The organism is Pseudomonas sp. Irchel s3a12, assembly GCF_900187485.1.
Taxonomy (GTDB): domain Bacteria; phylum Pseudomonadota; class Gammaproteobacteria; order Pseudomonadales; family Pseudomonadaceae; genus Aquipseudomonas; species Aquipseudomonas neuropathica.
Window position 1 is genome coordinate 245,414 of record NZ_FYDN01000011.1, and the last position, 21,456, is coordinate 266,869.

Below are 21,456 nucleotides of genomic sequence, written 5' to 3' on the forward strand. Positions count from 1 at the left end.
CTGTGCGCCTTGAGCTTTGCCCTCGATGTCTTCGACACCCGCTGACCTGATCCCGCTGCCTCCTGTCCTGGCCGGCCCGCTGCTGCGACGGCTGGAGCCAACGCGCGTGGTCATGTGGCTGGTCGGTACGCGGCCACTGGCGCTGACGTTGCGCCTGCAAGGTGTAGGAGACATTCCTCTCGACGCCGGGAAATGCACGGTCATTCCCGTAGGCCGCGAGGCGTTTGTCCATCTCATCGATGTTGCTCTCGACAACGCCCTGCCGTGCGATACGCGTATCGACTATGACCTGCTGATCGACAATGCAGAGGGCATCGCCGACTGGGCGGCGCATCTGCTGTACGGCGATGCAACCAGTCCGAACTTCGTCCTGCGCTCGCGGATCGATCAACTGCTGCACGGCTCTTGCCGCAAGCCGCATCACCCGGCGACGGATGGTTTGCTTTGCGTCGACCAATTGCTGGCGACGGAAACCGATCCGCAACAACGTCCCGCCCTGTTAATGATGAGCGGCGATCAGGTCTACGCCGACGATGTGGCTGGCCCGATGCTGCGAGCGATTCATGCCTTGATCGAACGTCTCGGTCTGTTCGACGAACACCTCGAAGGCGCCGTGGTCAGCGACAGCGCCAAGCTCTATGAACACCCGGCCAGTTACTACCACCGCGCGGATTTGTTACCAGCGCTGGAGAGCAACGAGACATTGCGCGAGCGATTTTTCGGCGGTGCGCGTAAGCCGATTTTCACCAGCAGCAGTGCTGACAATCACTTGGTGACGTTCGCCGAAGTCATGGCGATGTACCTGCTGGTGTGGTCGCCGACGGCCTGGTCGCTGATCAATCCGCAAGCGCCCGAACTGACGCCCGAACGCCTCAAGCGTTACACCCTCGAACAGACTCGCATCGACGCGTTCAAGGCTGGATTGGACAAGGTCGCCCGCGCGCTCGCGCATCTGCCGAGCCTGATGATTTTCGACGATCACGACATCACCGACGACTGGAACCTGTCCGCGCAATGGGAGGAAACGGCCTACGGCCATCCGTTCTCCAAACGCATTATCGGCAATGCGCTGATCGCCTATATGTTGTGTCAGGGCTGGGGCAATAATCCCGATGCGTTCAAGGATGTGCTGGGGAAAACCCTGAGCCTTAGCGCCAGCGGTGATGATCAATACCTCGACAGCCCGGTGCAGGACGATTTGATCGATGAACTACTGCGTTTTCAGCATTGGCATTTCGTATTGCCAACCAGTCCGGCGCTGGTGGTCATCGACACCCGTACCCGACGCTGGCGCAGTGAGATGGCACTCAAGCAACCCTCGGGTCTGCTCGATTGGGAGGCGCTGAGCGAACTGCAGCAGGAACTGCTCGATCACCCGTCAGCGATCATCGTGTCCCCAGCGCCGATCTTCGGCGTGAAGCTGATTGAAACGGTGCAGAAGGTGTTCAGTTGGTGCGGTTTTCCGCTGCTGGTCGACGCGGAAAACTGGATGGCCCACCGCGGTGCCGCGCAGGTGATCCTGAATATTTTCCGCCACTCGCGCACACCGGGTAACTACGTGGTGCTGTCCGGCGATGTGCATTATTCCTTCGTCTACGAAGTACTTATTCGCCACAGAAAGGCCGGGCCGCGGATCTGGCAGATCACCAGCAGCGGGATCAAGAACGAGTTTCCAAAAAGCCTGCTGGAATGGTTCGACCGCCTCAACCGCTGGCTCTACTCGCCACGCTCACCGCTGAACTGGTTCACCAAACGCCGCCGCATGCGCATCGTGCCGTATACGCCGGAACATGCTGAGGCAGGTGAACGCCTATGGAATTCGGCGGGGATCGGTCAGGTGTTTTTCAATGAACAGGGACAGCCGCGCGAGATCATTCAGCACAATTCGAATGGCAAGGCGAAGACACGGATGCTGGCGCCGGATCTGGCGGACTATCCGGACTAAGGTCTACACCGAACATGTGGGAGCGAGCCTGCTCGCGAAAGCGGTCGATCATCCAGCAGAGATGTCGACCGATAGTCCGCCTTCGCGAGCAGGCTCGCTCCCACAGTGCTACTTACAAGCCATCAATGCGCGATCAGTGCTCGGCCCACACCTCTGACAATCATCTCCACCTCCCGCTCATCAATCGTCAACGGTGGCAGCAACCGTATCGTCTTGCCCCGCGTGACGTTGATCAACAGCCCATGATCCCGCGCCGCGATCAGCGTCAGATCACGCACCGGTTGTTTCAGTTCGATGCCAATCATCAAACCCTGACCACGAATCGCTAGCACATTGGGATTGTCCGCCAGCTCTGCGCTCAAACGAGTTAAGAGCCGTTCCCCCTGAACCCGGGCGTTTTCCAGCAGGCCCTGTTCTTCGATGATGTCCAGCACCGTGCAACCGACCCGACACGCCAGCGGATTGCCGCCGAAGGTGCTGCCATGGCTCCCGGGCGTAAACAGATCCGCCACCCTGCCCCGCGCCAGGCACGCGCCGATCGGCACGCCATTGCCCAGTCCCTTTGCCAAAGTCATGACATCCGGGACGATGCCTTCATGTTGGAACGCAAACCAGCGGCCAGTGCGGCCGATGCCAGTCTGGATTTCATCAAGCATCAGTAACCACGCATGGCGATTGCACAGCTCGCGTAACGCTTTCAGGTAACCCGGCGGCGCAAGCTGCACACCGCTTTCGCCCTGAATCGGCTCAACCAGAATCGCCACGATGCGCTCACCGTGTTTTTGCTGCACCTGTTCCAGCGCTGCGAGATCACCGAACGGCACTTTGAGGAAATCACCCGGCAATTCGTTGAAACCCAGGCGCACCGCCGGGCCATCGCTGGCCGACAAGGTGCCAAGTGTGCGGCCGTGGAACGCGTTGGTCATGACCACTACCAGCGGCTGCTCAATGCCTTTGCGCCAGCCGTACAAACGCGCCAGTTTCAGCGCTGTTTCATTGGCCTCGGCACCGGAGTTATTGAAGAACGCCCGCTCCATCCCCGACAGCTCGGTCAGCCGTTTGGCCAGTTGCTGCTGCCAGTCGATGCTGTACAGATTCGACGTGTGCAGAAGCAATCCCGCCTGCTCGCTGATCGCTGAAACGATCCGCGGGTGCGAGTGGCCGACGTTGGTCACCGCGACACCGGCAACCGCATCCAGATACTCGCGACCGGCCTGATCCCACAGGCGAGTGCCCAGGCCTTTGGTGAAACTCAGGGCTAGCGGTTGGTAGGTGTTCATCAGGGCGGCGGTCATGACTTCAAACTCCAGTGCAGGTCGGTGTGCTGGCAGTATGGTTAGCCACCGAAACTGGATAAACTCGGCAAAACTTCATTCATTTAAAAGCTGAGCTTGATAATGGACCTGTTCCAGTCGATGAGCGTGTACGTCAAAGTCGTCGAAGCCGGGAGCATGACGGCGGCCGCGTTGCAGTGCGATATGTCGACGACCATGGTTGGCAATCATTTGCGCGCGCTAGAGCAACGGCTGGGTGTGCAACTGCTGCAACGCACGACCCGACGCCAGCGCCTCACCGAATTTGGTAGCGTTTATTACCAGCGATGCCTGGAAGTGTTGGGATTGGTCGCCGATTCCGAACGCCTCGCCGAGCAGACCCTCGATCAACCCCGAGGCATGTTGCGCCTCACCGCGCCGCTGACGTTCGGCGTTGAACGGCTGGCGCCGGCGCTAAGTGAATTTTCACTGCGTTATCCACAGGTCAAACTCGATGTGGTGTTGACCAACACCCGTCCCGATCTACTGGAAAGCGGCCTCGATGTCGCGTTTCGGCTGGGCAATTTCGAGCAGTCCAACCTGATCGCCCGGCCCTTGATCGACTACACCCTGACCGCGTGCGCGTCGCCGCAATACGTCGCCCGGCGCGGCATGCCGAAAACGCCGGAAGACTTGCAACAACACGACTGCCTGTCGTTCGCCTATCCCGCCGGTGACGACTGGCAATCGGTGGAAAAGCGCTGGCGCCTCAGCGGCCCCGACGGGGAGATCATGGTCGACGTCAGCGGGCCTATGCTGATCAACAGCTCCGCCGGGCTGCATCAGGCTGCCCGCACCGGCATGGGCATCGTGATGCTGCCGGATGCGCTGGTGGAGCAAGACCTGCGCGAAGGCCGACTGGTGAAAGTGATCGCCGATTTCCAGCCACCCAGCAGACCGATGCATCTGCTGTATGCGCCGGATCGCTATCGCTTGCCGAAACTTCGTCGTTTCGTAGAGTTTGTCATGCAGCGCTGGGGGAAGTCCTGACGTCACCTGCACCAGCCACCCAGGAAGAATCGCTGACAAGGAGCCGAACAGCAGATGAACAACACACTCAACGTACGCAATTTGCAGCCCGCCGAAACGCAATCGGTGAGGCAGTTTCTCGGGCAGCATGGCTGGGGCCATCGCACCGGCTCAGCTGAACACTTCGCCCGGTTGATCGAGCACTCTCAGCGCACGGCCGTCGCCGTCAAGGGTGAGCGCATCATCGGTTTCGCTCGCGGGATCACCGATGGCTTGTCCAACGGCTACCTGTCGATGGTGGTGGTCGATGACCAGCATCGGCGTGCAGGGATTGGCCGCGCACTGGTCGAGCACATCATGGGCGACAACCCGGATATCACGTGGGTGCTGCGTGCCGGGCGCGAGGGCGCTGAGGCTTTCTTCGTCAGCCTGGGTTTCGAGACCTCGGTGATTGCCATGGAACGGCCGCGCCTGAAATAGCGCACGCCGGGAAAAAACTCGACCGGCAGACCGTTGCTCCGTGACAACGCCGCCCCGCTCCCCTAAATTAGTCGGCCTGAAAAAGCCCTCGGTTTTCTCATCTCCACTCAAGTTAAAAAGTAGTGAAATTTCAATGTCCGATTTCAACACCGCTGAATCCGTAGTCACCGAATCGTCCAAAGCGGAATACGAAAACTCCATCAATCTTTCACAACACCTGCCACAAGCCAAAATCATCAGCGAGATGGTCCTGGACGCGTTCCAGTCGACCCGCGAAAGCGACCAGATCCGCGAGCTGCGCGCGGCGATCCGTCAGGCTCACGACAGCTTCGATGACGACAAGGCCTACGAGCTGATGGGCCAGCTCAAGGCGCTGAAAGACGCTGAAGCGGCGGACCTCGCCGCCCTTGAAGACCTCAGCAGCAAGTTCTCGATCGGCCGCATCCTGTCCAGCTTCAAGGATGATCCGGCGTTCCAGGAAATCGTTTACGGCCTCGCGCTGAAAGTGCTGAACCAGACCCATCAGGCGATCAGCAATCCGAGCGGCGGCAAGAGCAAGGCTGCGAAGAAGAAAGAAGTCGAAATCTTCACCATCAGCAAGGACGGCATCAGCGTGACCTTGCCACTGCGCACGCCACGCTCGCGCCTGAACGTTGACCGTGCAGCGCTGGAGTTCCTCGGCTTCACCTTCGTCGGTGAAGGTGAGGAAGCGGAACTGGAAAGCGAAGTCTTCGTTGATAATGCGGGTACAGAGCAGGCAGTGAACCGCAAGAACATCATCACCGCATTGCAACAGCAGACTGCGTTTGATGGCTATAGCATCGCCGCGCAGTAATCCGCAGCGCTGTACGAAAAAGCCCTGCACTGAGATTCAGTGCAGGGCTTTTTGGTTTTCGGCTGGGGATTAGTGGAATGGCGTAAATCCCATCCCCTCATCGGAACGCCGCCCGCCCAGCCCTCTCCCGAGGGAGAGGGTTAGGGTGAGGGCAAACCGCTAAACCACCCTCAAGCCGAAGGATGCAACGCTACAATCATGTCCACTTCAATCGCTGCGTTCTTCGGCAACTGATACACACCGACCGTGGTGCGCGTATGCCGGCCAGCATCGCCGAGCACATGACTGAACACGTCCGACGCACCGTTGGCCACTTCGCTCAGGTCAACGAAATCCGGCGTCGACTTCACGTAAACAGTGACCCGCAACAACGCCTTGATCTTGTCCAGCGAACCGACGGCATCGACGATCAGCGCCAGGCAACGCATCGCACTGATGCTCGCGGCGGCTTGCGCATCCTTGAGGGTCAACTCCAGGCCGACACGCCCCGGGTACTGAATCTTGCCGTTAGTGCGCGGCACCATACCGCTGATGTACAGCTCATCATGATGACGGATCAGCGGCGCGTAATTGCCGCCGGCGGTGTTCTCACCATAGATGTCGTAGTTCAGCTCTTGGGCCAGGGCAATAAAACGCTCGTCGCAGGTCATCCTCTCAGTCATTTCGCCCAGCCTTTTGATCAGTGCATGAAGAAGCTCGAATCACGGCAGTAAAACACCGAAAAATGGCTTGGTGCTATCACTGTCGGGGTTGGATCCAAATCTAGGGGTTTTGAACTCCACTCGCAACCCTCACCCTAGCCCTCTCCCATAGGGAGAGGGAACCGAACGCAGGATATTGACGACATACACCGACCTGAACGCACTTTACCGAATCCATAATCGCCACGACTTTGCAGGTCGGCGGTGGACTCGAGACAACTCGGTCGGCCCCCTCTCCCTCTGGGAGAGGGCTGGGCGGGCGGCGTTCCGATGAGGGCTTTACGCCACCCAACAAAAAACCCCGCACATCTCTCAATGTGCGGGGTTTTTCTTCAAGCCTTTGAGCCTTACGGCGCGTACGTCAGCAGCAACTCTGCCGGCACCTTGAAGTCCAGGGACATCATGACGCTCAACGCAGTGATGGTGAAGATCGAGAACACAAACAGCTTGCGTGCCCAGACCGTGTCATCCACTGCCTTGTAGCCGGTCCAGGCCATGTACAACCAGTACATGCCCATGGCCGCAGCCACCGCGAGATAGCTCATGCCAGCGTAACCGCTGAAGGTCAGCATCAAGGTCGCTACGAGGAACGCCAGGATGTAGAGCAGGATGTGCTTCTTGGCCACTTGGATCCCGCGCTTCACTGGCAACACCGGAATCGATGCGGCCAGGTAATCGTTGAAGCGGAAGATCGCGATGGCGTAGGAATGCGGCATCTGCCACAGGCTGAACATCACCAGCAACGTCAGCGCGGCCATGTCGAAGCTGTTGGTTACGGCAACGTAACCGATCACTGGCGGCATGGCGCCCGACAGACTGCCCACCAGCGTGCCGTGAACCGACTTACGCTTGAGGTACAGACTGTAGAAGCCGACGTAGATGATGAAACCGATCACCGCGAACAAAGCGGCCAACGGATTGGCCACCTTATACAACAACGCAACGCCGAGAACACCAAGGATGGTCGCGTAGACCAGGGCCAGTTTCAGGGAGATCAAGCCCTGCACCAGCACCCGGTTTTTAGTGCGTTCCATCTTCAGGTCGATGTCGCGGTCGATGCAGTTGTTGAACACGCAACCGGAGGCAACAACCAGGGATGTACCGATCATGGCAGCCAGAAACACCGCCAGATCCACATGCCCTTTCGAGGCCAGGAAAAACCCGCCTGCCACAGAAAGCACGTTACCGAAAATGATCCCCGGTTTGGTGATTTGGATAAAGTGCTTGAGCGACATCGGGTCTTACCTCACTTCGCCATCATGTAGGTGTGGATGCTGAACATGATCCACAACGACAGGCCAACCAGCAGCACGATCACAATGGCCGTAAAGACAAACGCGATCACGTTGTTACGCTGAGCAATGGAACGGTCCAGGTGCAGGAAGTAATACAGGTGAACGATCACCTGGATCACTGCGAACAACAGAACGATTGCCAGCGTGGTGGCCTTCGGCAGGCTCGGGTACATCACCAGACCGAATGGAATCACGGTCAGGATCACCGACAGGATGAAGCCAATGGCGTACGACTTTACGCTGCCGTGGCCAGCATCATGGCTGTCATGGGAGTGTGCATTAGCCATTACAGAGTCCCCATCAGGTAAACAACGGTGAATACGCAGATCCACACCACGTCCAGGAAGTGCCAGAACAGGCTCAGGCAGCTCAGACGGGTCTTGTTGGTCGCCGTCAGGCCGTGCTTGTTGACCTGGTACATCATGATGCCCATCCAGATCAGACCCGCAGATACGTGCAGACCGTGGGTACCGACCAGGGTGAAGAACGCGGACAGGAAGCCCGAACGGCTAGGACCGAAGCCCTCGGAGATCAGCAGGTGGAACTCGTTGATCTCCATGGCGATAAAGCCTGCGCCCAGCAGGAAGGTCATGAACAACCAGCCCAGAACCTGCTGCTTTTTACCTTTGTACAACGCCAGCATGGCGAAGCCGTAGGTGATCGAACTGAACAACAGCAGAGCGGTTTCGCCCAGCACGTATGGCAGTTCGAAGATGTCGTGGCCCGACGGGCCACCGGCGACGTTGTTTACCAGTACTGCGTACACCGCGAAGATCGACGCAAACAGAATGCAGTCGGTCATCAGGTAGAGCCAGAAACCGTATACGGTCATCTCGCCCGAGTCGTGGTGATGGTCATCGTGCCCATGGTCACCATGGGCGTGTCCAACATTGGTCACTAAGTTCGACATGGTTTAAGCCTGTTCCAACGAGGTTTCAACACGGGTGGCACCGGCCGGGATTTTCCCTGCCGCAACCAGACGCTTGTGCTGCTCGGCTTCGATACGCTCGATCGTTTCAACCGGAACCATATAGCCCTGGTCGTCACGTGCAGCGTGGATCACGAAGTAGATGACGGTGCCGGCCAGGCTAGCGATTGCCAACCACCAGATGTGCCAGATCATCGCGAAACCGAAGACGGTCAACAGTGCGCCCATCACCACGCCAGTGGCGGTGTTGTTCGGCATGTGGATCGGCTCGTACTTGGCCGGACGCTGGTACGCAGTACCGTTTTCCTTGGCTTCAGTGAACGGGTCGATGCAGTCAGCCTTAGGCAGCACAGCAAAGTTGTAGAACGGAGGTGGCGACGAGGTCGACCATTCCAGGGTGTGTGCATTCCACGGGTCACCGTGATCGCAAACGTTCTCTGGCTTGTTGCGGTCGCGCACACTGACGTACAGCTGGATCAGTTGGCAGGCGATACCGACAGCGATCATCACCGCACCGAACATGGCAACGTACAGGTACGGTACCCACTCAGGGTTGGTGGTGGCGTTCAGACGACGGGTCATGCCCATGAAGCCCAGTGCATAGAGCGGCATGAACGCGACGAAGAAGCCCGAGATCCAGAACCAGAACGCTGCTTTACCCCAGCCTTCGTGCAGCTTGAAGCCGAACGCTTTCGGGAAGTAGAACGCGAAACCAGCGATGTAACCGAATACCGCGCCGCCGATGATCACGTTGTGGAAGTGCGCAATCACGAACAGGCTGTTGTGCAGAACGAAGTCAGCACCCGGGATGGCCAGCAGTACGCCGGTCATGCCGCCGATGGCGAAGGTCACCATGAAGCCCAGAGTCCACAGAACCTGGCTGGTGAAGCGCAGACGGCCCTGGTAGATGGTGAACAGCCAGTTGAATAGCTTCACACCCGTCGGGATGGAAATCAGCATCGTCGCCAGACCGAAGAAGGCGTTGACGCTGGCACCCGAACCCATGGTGAAGAAGTGGTGCAGCCAAACCATGAAGCCCAGTACCGAGATCGCGCCCGAGGCGTAGATCATCGAGTGGTGGCCGAACAGTTTCTTGCCGGTGAACGCCGAGATCACTTCCGAGAAGATGCCGAATGCCGGCAGGATCAGGATGTAAACCTCAGGGTGGCCCCAGGCCCAGAACAGGTTGACGTACATCATTGGATTGCCACCAAGTTCATTGGTGAAAATGTGGAAATCCATGTAACGGTCAAGGGTCAGCAGTGCCAGGGTAGCGGTCAGGATCGGGAACGAAGCCACGATCAGAACGTTTGCCCAGGTGCAGGTCCAGGTGAAGATCGGCATGTCCATCAGTTTCATGCCAGGGGTACGCATTTTCAGTACGGTCGCGAGGAAGTTAACCCCCGTTAGCGTCGTACCTAACCCGGATAGCTGTAGCGCCCAGATGTAGTAGTCCATGCCCACGCCAGGGCTGTATTGCAGACCCGACAATGGTGGATAGGCAACCCAACCGGTCTTGGCGAATTCGCCGACGCCCAGGGACAGGTTGATCAGCACTACGCCGGAAACCAGCAGCCAGAAGCTCAGGGAGTTCAGGAACGGGAACGCAACGTCACGCGCGCCGATCTGCAGCGGCACTGCAAGGTTCATCAGGCCGGTGAAGAATGGCATCGCCATGAAGATGATCATGATCACACCGTGAGCGGTGAAGATCTGGTCATAGTGTTCAGGTGGCAGGTAGCCAGGCGAACCCTCGGTGGCCATAGCCAACTGGGTACGCATCATGATGGCGTCGGCAAAACCGCGCAGCAGCATGACCATGGCAACGATGATGTACATCACGCCGATTTTCTTGTGGTCGACCGAGGTCAACCACTCGGTCCACAAGTAGGTCCACTTCTTGAAGTAGGTGATTGCAGCGAACAGCGCCAGACCACCGAGGGCGATCATGGCGATGGTCACCATCACGATCGGCTCGTGGAATGGGACTGCTTCCCAACTTAATTTACCAAACATCGTTTACTCCTCTGCCCCGGCAGCTGAATGCGAACTCGAGTCAATTTCCGTGGCCGCCACTTCTTTCTCTTTCTTCTCGTGCTTCAGCGGCTTACCCGGCTTCATACCTTCGTACTTGTCGACGATGATCTGGAACTGGTTCGGCGTGACCGAGGAGTAGAGCTCGACTGGGTTGTTCTGGCTCGGTTTGGCAAGGGCCGCGTATTCAGCTTGATCAAGCTGTTTAGGTGACTTCTTGACTTCACTTACCCAGGCGTCGAAATCTTCCTGAGTGGTGGAGATAGCCTTGAATTTCATACCGGTGAAACCCGCGCCGCTGTAGTTGGCGGAGATACCGTCCATTTCAGCGTTACGGTCAGCGATCAGGTGCAGCTTGGTCTGCATGCCCGCCATCGCGTAGATCTGGCCGCCCAGACCCGGGATGAAGAACGAGTTCATCACAGCGTCAGAGGTGATCTTGAAGTTGATTGGCGTGTGCGCCGGGAACACGATCTTGTTGACCGTGGCGATGCCTTGTTCCGGGTAGATGAACAGCCACTTCCAGTCCAGCGCAACGACTTCGATGGTCACTGGCTTGACGTCGGATTGAATCGGACGATACGGGTCCAGTTCGTGGGTCGAAATGTAGGTGATGTAACCCAGGGCAATGATGATCAGGACCGGGATGGTCCAGACTGCCACTTCGATTTTGGTCGAGTGCGACCATTTCGGGGTGTAGACGGCGTTCTTGTTCGACGCGCGGTACTTCCAGGCGAACAGGAAGGTCATGACGATAACCGGCACAACGACCAACAGCATCAGCAGGGTCGCGGTGATGATCAGGTTTCGCTGTTCCAGGCCAACCTGGCCCGTTGGATTGAGCAAGGTCATGTTGCAGCCTCCCAGCAACAACGTGCCGAGCAGCGGCACTAGGCCTAGTAATCTGGGGTACCTGTTTTTACTCATCTCACGACCTCTAAAGCAGCTTGCGCAATGCAGTTGGGTTTTGATCGCCAACACTTCACCCTGCCAAGGGTTGGCATTTTCTTTGGATTGAATAAGGGCCGCCCGTCGCGCGTCAGACGCTCGACAAAACCTGGGACAGCGGTCAGTTCTTATTCGAATTCGTGGTCAAAGGCCTTGTTACAGACCAATTCCATTTGGTGCGGAAAGTTGGAAGGCACCGACACCTGGGTGTCTTGAAAGCCTTTCGACTCACTCGACACCCGACTTCCTGCTCGCCTCCTTAATAAAGGCTGAACAGTGCCGGGAATTCAGTGCGGGCGATTGTAGATAGGTAGCGCCCTATACACCATGTCTTATCCCGAAATAATTTTTATCCGTTCGAGCAACAATGCATCGCCATTTTTGCAAAAGTTCCACATGTTATCGAAATAGATTCTCAACAAAAACACCAAAAAATGTAGGTGTACCCGCGTCAGTTCAGACAGCTCCGAAGGCTATTTCCGAACGCTGGAACAGCGCAAAGCCCGATAACCCAAGGCTTTTGGCCATATACCCGCGCTTGTTAAAACTGCCTGCTCTGGCACTCGCGTGCTAAAGCCGAAAAACCCGGAAACTGACCAATCCTTTTTTGTAACAACGGCCGATTCCGCGTCACTCAATGGCCCTGCGACATGGCGCGTGTGACAACATGTCGCACACTTGCCACACCCTTCCTTGCCACCCGTCACGGTGTTTTCACAAACACCGTGAAAAGCAAAACGCCCCGATTGGCTGATCCGCAAATCGAGGCGTTTTCTGTATCGGCCAGACAGCCGATTAGTTGACTCAGCGCAGTGCTTTTCGGTTACGCGAGGTCAGCAGCGGCACCAGGATCACCACCAGCACGAACGCCACCAGTGCCCATTGTGCCAACGACAAGCCAAGGATCGGCGGGTACGGCGTCGAGCAGAAACCGTCAACCTGGAAGCCCAGCGGGAAGATCTTCGCCAGCGGCAGATCATCGACAATCGGCTGCAGCACATCGATGCCGCAACTCACCGCCGGATAGAACTGGGTGTACACGTGATGCCCGGCCACACCGGCCCCGGCAATCGCACAAATCACCACCAACACCTCGAAAACGGTGATGCTGCGACGGGTGCGCATGGCCGCGCCGATGAACGCGAACAGCGCGATCAGCAGCAACGCATAGCGCTGCAAGATGCACAGTGGGCACGGCGCTTCGCCGAGCACGATCTGCATATATAGAGCGCCACCGATCAGCGCCAGGCAGATGATCCCCAACAGCACCAGAAAGCGCCGCTCACGGCCCAACCGAATCGTTTCCTCGCTCATCGCGTTTCCCTTTTATGTCCATGGTTCAACCGGCTCGCGGCTGAAGGTTGTCGCAAGTCTACACCGGGGGAATAAACGATAAAGCGGTTAAGAAACGATTAACCTTTAAACAGAATTTAAGAATCGAGACCGCATAACGGCCTTCGCGAGCAGGCTCGCTCCCACATTGGATCTGCGTCGAACACAAATCCTGTGGGAGCGAGCCTGCTCGCGAATGAAGGTGACTCGGTTCTGGATTATTCCAAAGCCGCAGCCGGCCCAAAAAACTCATAACGGCTCTGCTGCTCCGGCACACCCAGCGCTTTCAAATGCCGCTTGATCGCCCCCATGAAACCCTTCGGCCCAAGGAAGTAGGCGTCGACATCACGCTGAGCCGGCAACCACTCGCCCAGCAACTCCTGACTCAACATCCCGACCTTGTCCGCCGCCGGACTCACACCGTCATCCTCGGCGTAGCAATAAAAACGCTTGAGTTGCGGATGACGCTCAGCCAACTCATCAATCCAGTCGCGGAACGCATGCACGCTGCCATTGCGGGCGCAGTGGATAAAGTGCACCGGACGCTCGGTTTCCAGCGCGGCTTCAAGCATCGCCAGAGTTGGCGTGATGCCGACGCCGCCGCTGATCAACACCAACGGCTTGTCGCTCGCGGTCAAAGTGAACTCACCCGATGGTGGGAACAGCTGAATGCTGGCGCCAACCTGCAGTTGATCGTGCAAGTGGTTGGAGGCACGGCCACCCGGTTCGCGTTTGACGCTGATGCGGTACTGACCGTTGTTCGCCAGTGCCGACAGCGAGTAGTTGCGGCGGATCTCCTCGCCATCGAGGATCAGCTTCATGCCGATGTACTGACCCGGTTCGGCCGCGAGAATCGGACCTTTGTCGGCCGGCTCAAAGTAGAACGAAATGATTTCCGCGCTCTCCTCGACCCTGGCCGCGACGATGAATTCACGCGCTCCGCGCCAGCCGCCGACGGCTTGTTCCTTCTGGTCGTAGATCGCGGTTTCGGCGCCGATCAGAATGTCCGCCAGTTGACCGTACGCCGCGCCCCAGGCGCTCATCACTTCTGGCGTGGCGATCTCTTCGCCGAGCACTTCGGAAATAGCGCGGAGCAGACAGGCACCGACAATCGGATAATGTTCAGGGAGGATCTGCAGTGCAACATGCTTGTTGATGATCTTCGCCACCAGATCACCCAACTGGTCGAGCTGATCGATGTGCCGCGCGTACATCAACACGCCGTTGGCCAAGGCGCGCGGTTGATCACCGCTGGCCTGGTGCGCCTGGTTGAACAGCGGGCGGACTTCAGGGTATTCGGCGAGCATCATGCGGTAGAAGTGCGTGATCAGCGCTTCACCGCCGCTTTCCAACAGAGGCACGGTGGATTTGACGATGGCACGATCCTGAACGCTAAGCATAAGGTTGACTCCTGAGCTTCTTTGAAAAGTTACCTTAGGGTTATCAGATTCCGTGCCAACTTATTTTTTCATATAACTCAATAACTTAATAACGATGTAGTCATAACGACCCAAAGGCCTTTATAGTCATCCCGACTACATCTTGTCTCTTTGACTACAAGACCATGACCGCCAAATCACTGCTCACCGCCCTGCTGCCTCTCGTCTCCGACCTGTCCCGCGAACTGCCCGAGGGCGAGCGCTATCGGCGCTTGCTTGAAGCCATGCGCGCCCTGCTGCCCTGCGATGCCGCTGCATTGTTGCGCCTCGACGGCGAAGCGCTGGTGCCGCTGGCGGTGGACGGTTTGAGCACCGACACCCTCGGTCGGCGCTTCAAAGTCAGCGAGCACCCGCGTTTCGAAATGCTCCTCAGCGGAGCCGGACCCACGCGCTTCGCCGCCGACAGCGACTTGCCCGATCCTTATGACGGTCTCGTCGACGGACTCGACGAGCATCTGGAGGTTCACGATTGCCTCGGCTGTCCTTTATTTGTCGATGAAAAACTCTGGGGCCTGATCACCCTCGACGCTCTCGACCCCGAGCGTTTCGAACCGATCGAACTCGACGCCCTGCAAGCCTTCGCCAGCCTCGCCTCGGCCACGGTCAACGCCGCCGAACGTATAGAACGTCTGGCCAATCGCGCAGAAGACGAGCACCAGCGCGCCGAAGTTTATCGTCAGGCCAGCGGCCAGCAGAACCGCGAAATGATCGGCCAGAGCAAGGCGCTGAAAAAACTGGTGGAGGAAATCAATCTGGTCGGCGGCAGCGATCTGACGGTGTTGATCACCGGGGAAACCGGCGTCGGCAAAGAACTGGTCGCCCAAGCGATTCACGCCGCCTCTCCCCGCGCCGAAAAACCAATCATCAGCCTCAACTGCGCCGCCCTGCCCGACACGCTGGTAGAAAGCGAACTGTTCGGCCACGTGCGCGGCGCCTTCACCGGCGCCACCAGCGACAGACGCGGCAAGTTCGAACTGGCCAATGGCGGTACGTTGTTTCTCGATGAAGTCGGTGAATTGTCGCTGACCGTGCAGGCGAAATTGCTCCGCGTTTTGCAGAGCGGCCAGTTGCAACGTTTGGGCTCGGACAAGGAGCATCAGGTCGATGTGCGCCTGATTGCCGCGACCAACCGTGACCTGGCCGAAGAAGTACGCAGCGGTCGCTATCGCGCCGACTTCTACCATCGCCTGAGCGTGTACCCGCTGCGCGTACCGGCGCTGCGTGAGCGCGGTCGCGATGTGTTGTTGCTCAGCGGCTTCTTTCTTGAGCAGAACCGTTCACGCATGGGTCTCAACAGCCTGCGCCTGAGCAGCGACGCCCAGGAGGCGTTGCTCGCCTACACGTGGCCGGGCAATGTGCGTGAACTGGAACACTTGATCGGGCGCAGTGCGTTGAAGGCGCTGGGCAACTGCAAGGTGCGGCCGAAGATTCTCAGTTTGAGCGCGGCGGATCTGGATTTGCCGCGCGAGGTTGTGGATAACTCGGTTGAGGCGGTTGCCGGAGTTGTGGCTGAGATGCCGCTGATTAGCGGGGATCTGCGCAGTGCGACCGAGCAATATCAGCGGCGTTTGATCAGTGCGGCGCTGGAGCGTAATCAAGATAACTGGGCGAGTGCGGCGCGGGAGTTGGGGCTGGACCGAGCCAACCTCGGCCGCATGGCCAAACGACTAGGCATGAAGAGCTAAAAGCACACCCTCACCCTAGCCCTCTCCCAAAGGGAGAGGGGACTGATTGGGGGACATTGCAGAATTCCGCCGACGTGATTGATCTTTACCGAATCCATAATCGACTCGGTCATTCAGGTCGATGCACAACGCCAGACACCTCGGTCGGCCCCCTCTCCCTCCGGGAGAGGGCTAGGGTGAGGGGCTTTGGCTTTTGATCTGCACGCCACCCGACAACTAACCTAAAGCCCAACCTTTTAACGCCGATAACCCGGCATCAATAGTTTCTGGCGATTTGCACCCTCGCCCACCACCTTTTCCACAGAAGGTTCATATGTCCTCCACCAAAGCCCGCGCAGACTCACTTTCGCTTCTGCTATTTACCTTGCGCAGCGGCAAGCTGATGGCGATCAACCTGCTGAAAGTCAGTGAAATCATCCCCTGCCCGCCGCTGACCAAGCTGCCGGAGTCGCACCCGCACGTGAAAGGCATCGCCACCCTGCGCGGTGCTTCGCTGTCGGTGATCGACCTCAGCCGCGCCATCGGCGAACGCCCGCTGGAAGACCCGAACGGCGGCTGCCTGATCGTCACCGACGTCAGCCGCTCCAAGCAGGGCCTGCACGTTCAGGCTGTGAGCAAAATCGTCCACTGCCTGACCACCGACATCAAGCCCCCGCCCTTCGGCTCGGGCGGTTCGCGCGCTTACATCACCGGCGTGACTTCGGTTGACGGCACGCTGGTGCAGGTGTTGGATATCGAAAAGGTTATCCACAGCATCGCCCCGGCGCAGATCGAAATGGCTCCGACCGACCTGACCATGGAAGACGCCGAGGTGCTCGGCAACGCACGCATCCTGGTGGTCGACGACAGCCAAGTGGCGCTGCAGCAATCGGTGCACACTCTGCGCAACCTCGGCCTGCAATGCCATACCGCACGCAGCGCCAAGGAAGCCATCGACTGCCTGCTCGACCTGCAAGGCACGGCGCAGCAGATCAACCTGATCGTCTCCGACATCGAAATGTCCGAGATGGACGGCTACGCCTTCACCCGTACCCTGCGCGAGACCCCGGACTTCGCCCATTTGTACGTGCTGCTGCACACCTCGCTGGACAGCGCGATGAACAGCGAAAAAGCGCGGCTGGCCGGGGCGAACGGTGTGCTGACCAAGTTCTCCTCGCCGGAACTGACCTACTGCCTGATCGAAGCGGCCAAACACGTCGCCGCCCACGGGCACTGAGTCTTGGCCCAGAGGCATTGTTTTTTGATGCGGCGCGACCTGGGCAAGGACGCGCCGGATGCCCCTTGGCCACAAGACATTGAACTGTGCACGTACTCCGTCGAACTGGCGGCGGATGTGCATGACTTGATGCAACTCGGTTATCGCGAAGGTGGCGGCCGAGTGCCGGCGCTGGACGTTTGGCAGCAGCAGTTCGAAACCGATCCTGAATACGATCCGAGCCTGTGTTTGATTGCCCGTGATGGCGAAGGCGTGGTCGGCGTGGCGCAATGCTGGACCAGTTCGTATATCAAGAATCTGGTGGTGCATCCGCGCATGCAGGGCCGCGGTTTGGGCCGGGCGTTGTTGCTCAATGCATTCAAGGTGTTTAAGCAGCGCCGTGAAGGGTTTGTTGATCTGAAAGTGCTGGAGGACAACCAGCGGGCGCAGCGCTTGTATGAAAGTGCCGGGATGTATGTGGTCCGCCGCGAGCTGGTGCCGGACTGATCGACCGTCTTCGCGAGCAGGCTCGCTCCCACCCTGGAATGCATTTCAAACTGTGGGAGCGAGCCTGCTCGCGAAGAGGCCAGCACAGGCAACTTCCCTTCTCAGACAGACTCAAACCTTGGCCACCCACGACCAAGGACGCCCACCATGAAAACCTTCACCGCAAGCCTGCTCTGCCTCACCGCCCTAACCTCCCAGGCTCAAGCCTCCAGCCCCGATGCCTGGGCCGCCTACGACAAAACCGTGCTCGCCAGTTGCACCAAGGCCAGCGGCCTGAAAAACGCCAAACCAGTCGGCACCCCCGCACAATTCGATGACCGCGTCGGCTACACCGCCGTTCTGCTGCAAGGCCAATACCCGCAAAAACACATGAAAGGCCAGCAAGGCACCGAGCTTTGCCTCTACAACAAAAAATCGAAAACCGCCTTCGTCACCGAGTGGGACTCGATCCGCCCGACAGCCAAATCCCAGTGAGTGGCGCATAACTTGCTTCGATCCGCGCCTGTGCGGTGGTTTTCCGCCACCGTTTCACACCCTGATTGAAGACAGATCGCTCAATGAATACGACGTTTTCCTGCGTAGGCTGTGGCAAATGCTGCACCGACCACCATGTCCCGCTGACCTTGGCCGAAGCCCGCATGTGGGCGGCGGATGGCGGTCAGGTGATCGTGCTGGTGGAGGCATTTCTCGGTAATGGCCTGGGTTTGCCGGCGCAGCAGCGGGAACATGCCGAACGACGCTCAGCGCTCGTTCGCAGCGGCGCGGCAGACGCCCATGTGGCGATCACTTTCGCCGCGTACAACGTCGGCCCCTGTCGGAATCTTGACGAAGACAAGTTGTGCCGGATCTACGAGCGACGGCCGTTGGTGTGCCGCATTTATCCGGCAGAAATCAATCCGCATATCCCGCTCAACCCTACCGCCAAGGATTGTCCGCCGGAGTCCTGGCAACAGGGGCCGGTGTTGATTGCCGGCGGTGAGTTGGTCGATCAGGAACTGGTGGAGTTGATTCAGCGCTCGCGCCAGGCCGATCGGGATGACATCGGCATCAAGGACGCGATTTGCGCGATGCTCGGGATTCGCACCACAGCACTGAAAGGGGACGGCTTTACTGCGTACTTACCGAACATGGATGCGTTTGCGGCGGTGATTGATCAGGTGACCGCGCAGCCGTTGATGACTGCACCCAGTGAGTGGGTGTTTCATCTATCGGGCGATGATGTTGCCGCGCAGATTTTGGCGGCCGGGGCGCAGGTGGTGACGGAGCCGGCGCAGACGTATGCGTTTATCTCGCTACGGGCGGCTTGATCGGGATTTTGCAAAAACCGAACTGGCCTCATCGCTGGCAAGCCAGCTCCCACAGGTATCTCGGGCGTTCACGTAATTTGTGTACGACACAGAACCCTGTGGGAGCTGGCTTGCCAGCGAAAGGTCCGGCACAGGCAGTATCAATCGCCGCGTTGAACGCAGGCGGGAATAAAACTCAGCGCTTGCCCATCGAACGACGGGTGCCCGGCGGCGCCATGCCCGGGGTCTTGGTGTGGCCGTTCTTGGCGCCGTTCTTGTACCACGGCTGGTTCGAGCCTTTGGCAGAAGCCAGTTCGCCCGGTTTGAACGGAAATTTGAACGCCGGGATTTCGGCTTTGGTTTCGCTGGTATCGGCCAGTTCAGCCGAGACATCGCTCACAGCGTCGTCAACCGGCGGCAGGGTCGGGGAAGTCATAAAAGCTCCGGAAAGCAAAAAGTCGGGCCCGATCAGTGAGCCGCGAAGGCGCGCAGTATACCTGTGCGCCATGGCTCGGCACCTGAAGATTTGCAGCGCACGCCGAACGGTTTACAGGTAGGTGATGGTGACGATGCCTTTGTCAGTCGAGGTCTTCAGCGCTTCATAGCGCATGGAAATCGGCAGCGACTGATGGCTACAGGCGTTGCGCTCAGTGTCGACATCGACTTTCACGCCGGGCTTGATTTCAATCTGGCGAGACTCACGAGCAACAAACGCCCCGACCGGACCGACCTGACAGCCCGAATCAACGATTTGCCCGGTGAAGCGGATCTCACCGGATTGACTGGCCGGCGCGGCGAACGCTGTGAGTGGAAGCAAGAGAAGCACATACGGCAGAGCGGTTTTCAGCTTCATTTCAAGACACTCCCGAAGTGGACGGCCCAGAGAGATTTGGGCCGCGCGCAGCCTGAGCCATACAAGCTGTATCCGCTCATAGAGGCGAATCTTTAAGAGATTAGTCAGGATCGCAAGCCGTGCCGGATGTCAGTTCATTCGTTGCTGGACGATACTCAACAATTGCGAGGCGCTTTCCAACAACTGCGCCAGAAGCGCGTCATCCTCATCCATATACCCTTCGTATTCCGCGAGATTGCGCCGCTCATGACACAACGCGAACAATCGCACCTGAACCTTGCTGATATGCGCCGTATACACCAGACACTGAAAGACCAGATAGCGTTTATCCGATCGATAGCCACTCAATCGAAGCGCCGTCAGCGCCAACGCGTGCGCTGCGTTATAAGCCAAGTCGAAACGGCTGGAAAAAGACAACGTAGAAGTTTGCGCATCCTTGAGCCGATCCACGGCCGAGCGCATCAAGCCCTCGCACTCCTTGCGATCCGGCGGCTCCGCTTTCAGCCCACCGCTACGTAGAAGATTCTCCAGACTCTCGTTGCTGCCCATCCTTGGACTCCAAAGGGTTTGCCCCTAACAGATCGATTTTTTCCTGCTGCACCACCCGCACGACAAAGCTGTTGTGCGCAGCCAGCTTCGCCGCCCAGTCTTGCGGGGTGTAAAGCGTCGGGTTGATGGGACGACCCAATTGCTCCTCCATGGGCATGAGCCGTTCCATGACGTCACTGTAGTGCAGGCCTTCGCCAATCAGCATGAGATCAATGTCACTGAGTGTGTTTGCTGAGTCTTTGGCGATGGAGCCATAGACAAACGCCCAGGTGATCTGCTCGGTAAACGGCTGCAATGCCTGACGCAGAGGCTCGGCGATGCCAAACGTCTTGCGGGCGATGCCCAGTAGTTCGGCATAGATGGGACAGGCGGGATTGGCCTGGTAATGGTTCTGATTGCCCACCCTTGTCATGCGCAACACACCGGCTCGCTGCAGACGGTCGAGTTCACGCATGAGACTGCCTTTGCCAACACGCGCCCAGCGCACGATCTCATTGGCATAGAAAGTCTGGTCAGGCTTACCGAACAGCAGACCCAACACTTTTTGTTGAGTGGTGGTAAATAGCGCTTCGCTTAGAGAGATAGTTTCCACTGTGAAGGCCAAAGAGTCCCAAAAAGGGAACGATAGGTCCCTTTTTGGGACTTATCAACCTTACGAATATTTCCAGAGACAGCGGCCACAAAACAATCGCCATCGCAAACAGGCTCACACCTACATTTGGATTGCGGTCCCCTTGTAGGAGCGAGCCTGCTCGCGAAGAACGATAACGCGGTGCTCAGACGGATTACGTTTGCGGATCAACCCGATCCAGCGCCCGGTTTACCGCCAGCTCGGCGAGCATGACGATCTGCTGGATCGCCAGCGCCGTACTGCGCTGCGGGCGACTGAGCTGATCGGCCAGATCACCGGCCATGACATTGGCTGAAGCCAGCGATTCGCAGGCGTGGGCGAGCAGGCTTTCGGTGTCGATGTTCGGGTGGATGAGAAACATCGTACTGGGCTGACGTGGTTTGACTGGTTCGGGGCAAAGGTAGAAATCGAGGGCGCGCTTGATGGCTTCGCGGGTTTTGATCTGGTCGTCGGCGCGGATGGCGTCTTCGAGTGGGGTGGTGGGATCGATGGGTGGATCTGGAACTGGCTTAGTCATTGGAAACCCTATTT

General features: G+C 58.3%; 23 protein-coding genes. 9 read left to right on the plus strand and 14 right to left on the minus strand.

Annotated features, from left to right (window positions below):
• Positions 1–25 precede the first annotated feature (25 nt).
• Positions 26–1,945, plus strand: coding sequence for an alkaline phosphatase D family protein (locus tag CKW14_RS19895; protein ID WP_095125928.1), 1,920 nt, complete (start codon positions 26–28; stop codon positions 1,943–1,945).
• Between the two features lie 122 nt (positions 1,946–2,067).
• On the opposite strand, the gene CKW14_RS19900 is transcribed toward CKW14_RS19895, so the two are convergent.
• Entirely contained in the window at positions 2,068–3,240 is a 1,173-nt protein-coding gene (locus CKW14_RS19900) for an aspartate aminotransferase family protein (RefSeq protein WP_095125929.1), read from the minus strand.
• Positions 3,241–3,342: 102 nt separating this feature from the next.
• Here CKW14_RS19900 and CKW14_RS19905 point away from each other — a divergent pair, with 102 nt between their 5' ends.
• The 3 genes from CKW14_RS19905 (at position 3,343) to CKW14_RS19915 (ending at position 5,542) form a co-directional block, all read left to right on the plus strand.
• Positions 3,343–4,248 (plus strand): LysR family transcriptional regulator, encoded by a 906-nt coding sequence (locus CKW14_RS19905; protein ID WP_095125930.1) that lies wholly within the window; start codon positions 3,343–3,345, stop codon positions 4,246–4,248.
• Between the two features lie 54 nt (positions 4,249–4,302).
• Positions 4,303–4,707 carry a GNAT family N-acetyltransferase gene (locus CKW14_RS19910; protein ID WP_095125931.1) on the plus strand — a complete coding sequence of 135 codons (405 nt, stop codon included), beginning with the start codon at positions 4,303–4,305 and terminating at the stop codon, positions 4,705–4,707.
• A 133-nt stretch (positions 4,708–4,840) separates the two neighbouring features.
• The gene (locus CKW14_RS19915; protein WP_095125932.1) at positions 4,841–5,542 is read left to right on the plus strand and encodes a hypothetical protein; all 702 of its coding nucleotides are present in this window, start codon (positions 4,841–4,843) and stop codon (positions 5,540–5,542) included.
• A gap of 170 nt (positions 5,543–5,712) precedes the next feature.
• On the opposite strand, the gene CKW14_RS19920 is transcribed toward CKW14_RS19915, so the two are convergent.
• The 8 genes from CKW14_RS19920 to hmpA form a co-directional block, all read right to left on the minus strand.
• Positions 5,713–6,204 carry a RidA family protein gene (locus CKW14_RS19920; RefSeq protein WP_007916938.1) on the minus strand — a complete coding sequence of 164 codons (492 nt, stop codon included), beginning with the start codon at positions 6,202–6,204 and terminating at the stop codon, positions 5,713–5,715.
• A 386-nt stretch (positions 6,205–6,590) separates the two neighbouring features.
• Positions 6,591–7,478, minus strand: a complete 888-nt coding sequence (gene cyoE, locus CKW14_RS19925) for a heme o synthase (protein ID WP_007916939.1) — start codon at positions 7,476–7,478, stop codon at positions 6,591–6,593.
• Between the two features lie 11 nt (positions 7,479–7,489).
• Positions 7,490–7,825, minus strand: a complete 336-nt coding sequence (gene cyoD, locus CKW14_RS19930) for a cytochrome o ubiquinol oxidase subunit IV (protein WP_007916940.1) — start codon at positions 7,823–7,825, stop codon at positions 7,490–7,492.
• Complete coding sequence (gene cyoC, locus CKW14_RS19935; RefSeq protein WP_003227982.1) at positions 7,825–8,448, minus strand: cytochrome o ubiquinol oxidase subunit III; 624 nt, start codon at positions 8,446–8,448, stop codon at positions 7,825–7,827. The genes cyoD and cyoC overlap by 1 nt, the downstream gene beginning before the upstream one ends.
• Before the next feature lie 3 nt (positions 8,449–8,451).
• Positions 8,452–10,482 (minus strand): cytochrome o ubiquinol oxidase subunit I, encoded by a 2,031-nt coding sequence (cyoB, locus tag CKW14_RS19940; protein WP_007916945.1) that lies wholly within the window; start codon positions 10,480–10,482, stop codon positions 8,452–8,454.
• Between the two features lie 3 nt (positions 10,483–10,485).
• Positions 10,486–11,427 carry a ubiquinol oxidase subunit II gene (gene cyoA / locus CKW14_RS19945; protein ID WP_007916947.1) on the minus strand — a complete coding sequence of 314 codons (942 nt, stop codon included), beginning with the start codon at positions 11,425–11,427 and terminating at the stop codon, positions 10,486–10,488.
• An 825-nt stretch (positions 11,428–12,252) separates the two neighbouring features.
• Positions 12,253–12,762 (minus strand): disulfide bond formation protein B, encoded by a 510-nt coding sequence (locus CKW14_RS19955; protein ID WP_025109264.1) that lies wholly within the window; start codon positions 12,760–12,762, stop codon positions 12,253–12,255.
• 236 nt (positions 12,763–12,998) lie between these two features.
• Positions 12,999–14,180 (minus strand): NO-inducible flavohemoprotein, encoded by a 1,182-nt coding sequence (hmpA, locus tag CKW14_RS19960; RefSeq protein WP_095125933.1) that lies wholly within the window; start codon positions 14,178–14,180, stop codon positions 12,999–13,001.
• A gap of 164 nt (positions 14,181–14,344) precedes the next feature.
• Between hmpA and norR the strand changes: the two genes are divergently transcribed.
• From norR to CKW14_RS19985, 5 genes are all read left to right on the plus strand, one after another.
• Positions 14,345–15,904: a nitric oxide reductase transcriptional regulator NorR gene (gene norR / locus CKW14_RS19965; protein ID WP_095125934.1), complete on the plus strand. Its 1,560-nt coding sequence runs from the start codon at positions 14,345–14,347 to the stop codon at positions 15,902–15,904.
• 313 nt (positions 15,905–16,217) lie between these two features.
• Complete coding sequence (locus tag CKW14_RS19970) at positions 16,218–17,120, plus strand: chemotaxis protein CheV (protein WP_095125935.1); 903 nt, start codon at positions 16,218–16,220, stop codon at positions 17,118–17,120.
• 27 nt (positions 17,121–17,147) lie between these two features.
• Positions 17,148–17,606 (plus strand): GNAT family N-acetyltransferase, encoded by a 459-nt coding sequence (locus CKW14_RS19975; protein ID WP_095050663.1) that lies wholly within the window; start codon positions 17,148–17,150, stop codon positions 17,604–17,606.
• Positions 17,607–17,753: 147 nt separating this feature from the next.
• Positions 17,754–18,080, plus strand: coding sequence for a hypothetical protein (locus CKW14_RS19980; RefSeq protein WP_095125936.1), 327 nt, complete (start codon positions 17,754–17,756; stop codon positions 18,078–18,080).
• 83 nt (positions 18,081–18,163) lie between these two features.
• A complete protein-coding gene (locus CKW14_RS19985) occupies positions 18,164–18,913 on the plus strand; it encodes a YkgJ family cysteine cluster protein (protein ID WP_095125937.1) in 750 nt (249 codons plus the stop codon).
• Between the two features lie 175 nt (positions 18,914–19,088).
• On the opposite strand, the gene CKW14_RS19990 is transcribed toward CKW14_RS19985, so the two are convergent.
• From CKW14_RS19990 to CKW14_RS20010, 5 genes are all read right to left on the minus strand, one after another.
• Entirely contained in the window at positions 19,089–19,328 is a 240-nt protein-coding gene (locus tag CKW14_RS19990) for a hypothetical protein (RefSeq protein WP_095125938.1), read from the minus strand.
• Between the two features lie 111 nt (positions 19,329–19,439).
• The gene (locus CKW14_RS19995; RefSeq protein WP_095125939.1) at positions 19,440–19,745 is read right to left on the minus strand and encodes a hypothetical protein; all 306 of its coding nucleotides are present in this window, start codon (positions 19,743–19,745) and stop codon (positions 19,440–19,442) included.
• 129 nt (positions 19,746–19,874) lie between these two features.
• The gene (locus CKW14_RS20000; protein ID WP_095125940.1) at positions 19,875–20,294 is read right to left on the minus strand and encodes a hypothetical protein; all 420 of its coding nucleotides are present in this window, start codon (positions 20,292–20,294) and stop codon (positions 19,875–19,877) included.
• The gene (locus CKW14_RS20005) at positions 20,257–20,886 is read right to left on the minus strand and encodes a nucleotidyltransferase domain-containing protein (RefSeq protein ID WP_095125952.1); all 630 of its coding nucleotides are present in this window, start codon (positions 20,884–20,886) and stop codon (positions 20,257–20,259) included. The genes CKW14_RS20000 and CKW14_RS20005 overlap by 38 nt, the downstream gene beginning before the upstream one ends.
• Before the next feature lie 193 nt (positions 20,887–21,079).
• Positions 21,080–21,442: a DUF6124 family protein gene (locus tag CKW14_RS20010; RefSeq protein ID WP_016985602.1), complete on the minus strand. Its 363-nt coding sequence runs from the start codon at positions 21,440–21,442 to the stop codon at positions 21,080–21,082.
• Between the last annotated feature and the right edge of the window lie 14 nt (positions 21,443–21,456).

What these genes read in the sequence shown, in the direction of transcription:
- CKW14_RS19975 (WP_095050663.1), top strand. Translation starts at nt 17,148, where the DNA reads ATGCGGCGCGACCTGGGCAAGGACGCGCCGGATGCCCCTTGGCCACAA.
- CKW14_RS19955 (WP_025109264.1), bottom strand. Translation starts at nt 12,762, where the DNA reads ATGAGCGAGGAAACGATTCGGTTGGGCCGTGAGCGGCGCTTTCTGGTG.
- CKW14_RS19970 (WP_095125935.1), top strand. Translation starts at nt 16,218, where the DNA reads ATGTCCTCCACCAAAGCCCGCGCAGACTCACTTTCGCTTCTGCTATTT.
- CKW14_RS19920 (WP_007916938.1), bottom strand. Translation starts at nt 6,204, where the DNA reads ATGACTGAGAGGATGACCTGCGACGAGCGTTTTATTGCCCTGGCCCAA.
- CKW14_RS19905 (WP_095125930.1), top strand. Translation starts at nt 3,343, where the DNA reads ATGGACCTGTTCCAGTCGATGAGCGTGTACGTCAAAGTCGTCGAAGCC.
- norR (WP_095125934.1), top strand. Translation starts at nt 14,345, where the DNA reads ATGACCGCCAAATCACTGCTCACCGCCCTGCTGCCTCTCGTCTCCGAC.
- CKW14_RS19990 (WP_095125938.1), bottom strand. Translation starts at nt 19,328, where the DNA reads ATGACTTCCCCGACCCTGCCGCCGGTTGACGACGCTGTGAGCGATGTC.
- CKW14_RS20000 (WP_095125940.1), bottom strand. Translation starts at nt 20,294, where the DNA reads ATGGGCAGCAACGAGAGTCTGGAGAATCTTCTACGTAGCGGTGGGCTG.
- CKW14_RS19900 (WP_095125929.1), bottom strand. Translation starts at nt 3,240, where the DNA reads ATGACCGCCGCCCTGATGAACACCTACCAACCGCTAGCCCTGAGTTTC.
- cyoE (WP_007916939.1), bottom strand. Translation starts at nt 7,478, where the DNA reads ATGTCGCTCAAGCACTTTATCCAAATCACCAAACCGGGGATCATTTTC.
- CKW14_RS19915 (WP_095125932.1), top strand. Translation starts at nt 4,841, where the DNA reads ATGTCCGATTTCAACACCGCTGAATCCGTAGTCACCGAATCGTCCAAA.
- CKW14_RS19895 (WP_095125928.1), top strand. Translation starts at nt 26, where the DNA reads ATGTCTTCGACACCCGCTGACCTGATCCCGCTGCCTCCTGTCCTGGCC.
- CKW14_RS20010 (WP_016985602.1), bottom strand. Translation starts at nt 21,442, where the DNA reads ATGACTAAGCCAGTTCCAGATCCACCCATCGATCCCACCACCCCACTC.
- CKW14_RS19985 (WP_095125937.1), top strand. Translation starts at nt 18,164, where the DNA reads ATGAATACGACGTTTTCCTGCGTAGGCTGTGGCAAATGCTGCACCGAC.
- hmpA (WP_095125933.1), bottom strand. Translation starts at nt 14,180, where the DNA reads ATGCTTAGCGTTCAGGATCGTGCCATCGTCAAATCCACCGTGCCTCTG.
- CKW14_RS19910 (WP_095125931.1), top strand. Translation starts at nt 4,303, where the DNA reads ATGAACAACACACTCAACGTACGCAATTTGCAGCCCGCCGAAACGCAA.
- cyoA (WP_007916947.1), bottom strand. Translation starts at nt 11,427, where the DNA reads ATGAGTAAAAACAGGTACCCCAGATTACTAGGCCTAGTGCCGCTGCTC.
- cyoD (WP_007916940.1), bottom strand. Translation starts at nt 7,825, where the DNA reads ATGGCTAATGCACACTCCCATGACAGCCATGATGCTGGCCACGGCAGC.
- cyoC (WP_003227982.1), bottom strand. Translation starts at nt 8,448, where the DNA reads ATGTCGAACTTAGTGACCAATGTTGGACACGCCCATGGTGACCATGGG.
- cyoB (WP_007916945.1), bottom strand. Translation starts at nt 10,482, where the DNA reads ATGTTTGGTAAATTAAGTTGGGAAGCAGTCCCATTCCACGAGCCGATC.
- CKW14_RS19980 (WP_095125936.1), top strand. Translation starts at nt 17,754, where the DNA reads ATGAAAACCTTCACCGCAAGCCTGCTCTGCCTCACCGCCCTAACCTCC.
- CKW14_RS19995 (WP_095125939.1), bottom strand. Translation starts at nt 19,745, where the DNA reads ATGAAGCTGAAAACCGCTCTGCCGTATGTGCTTCTCTTGCTTCCACTC.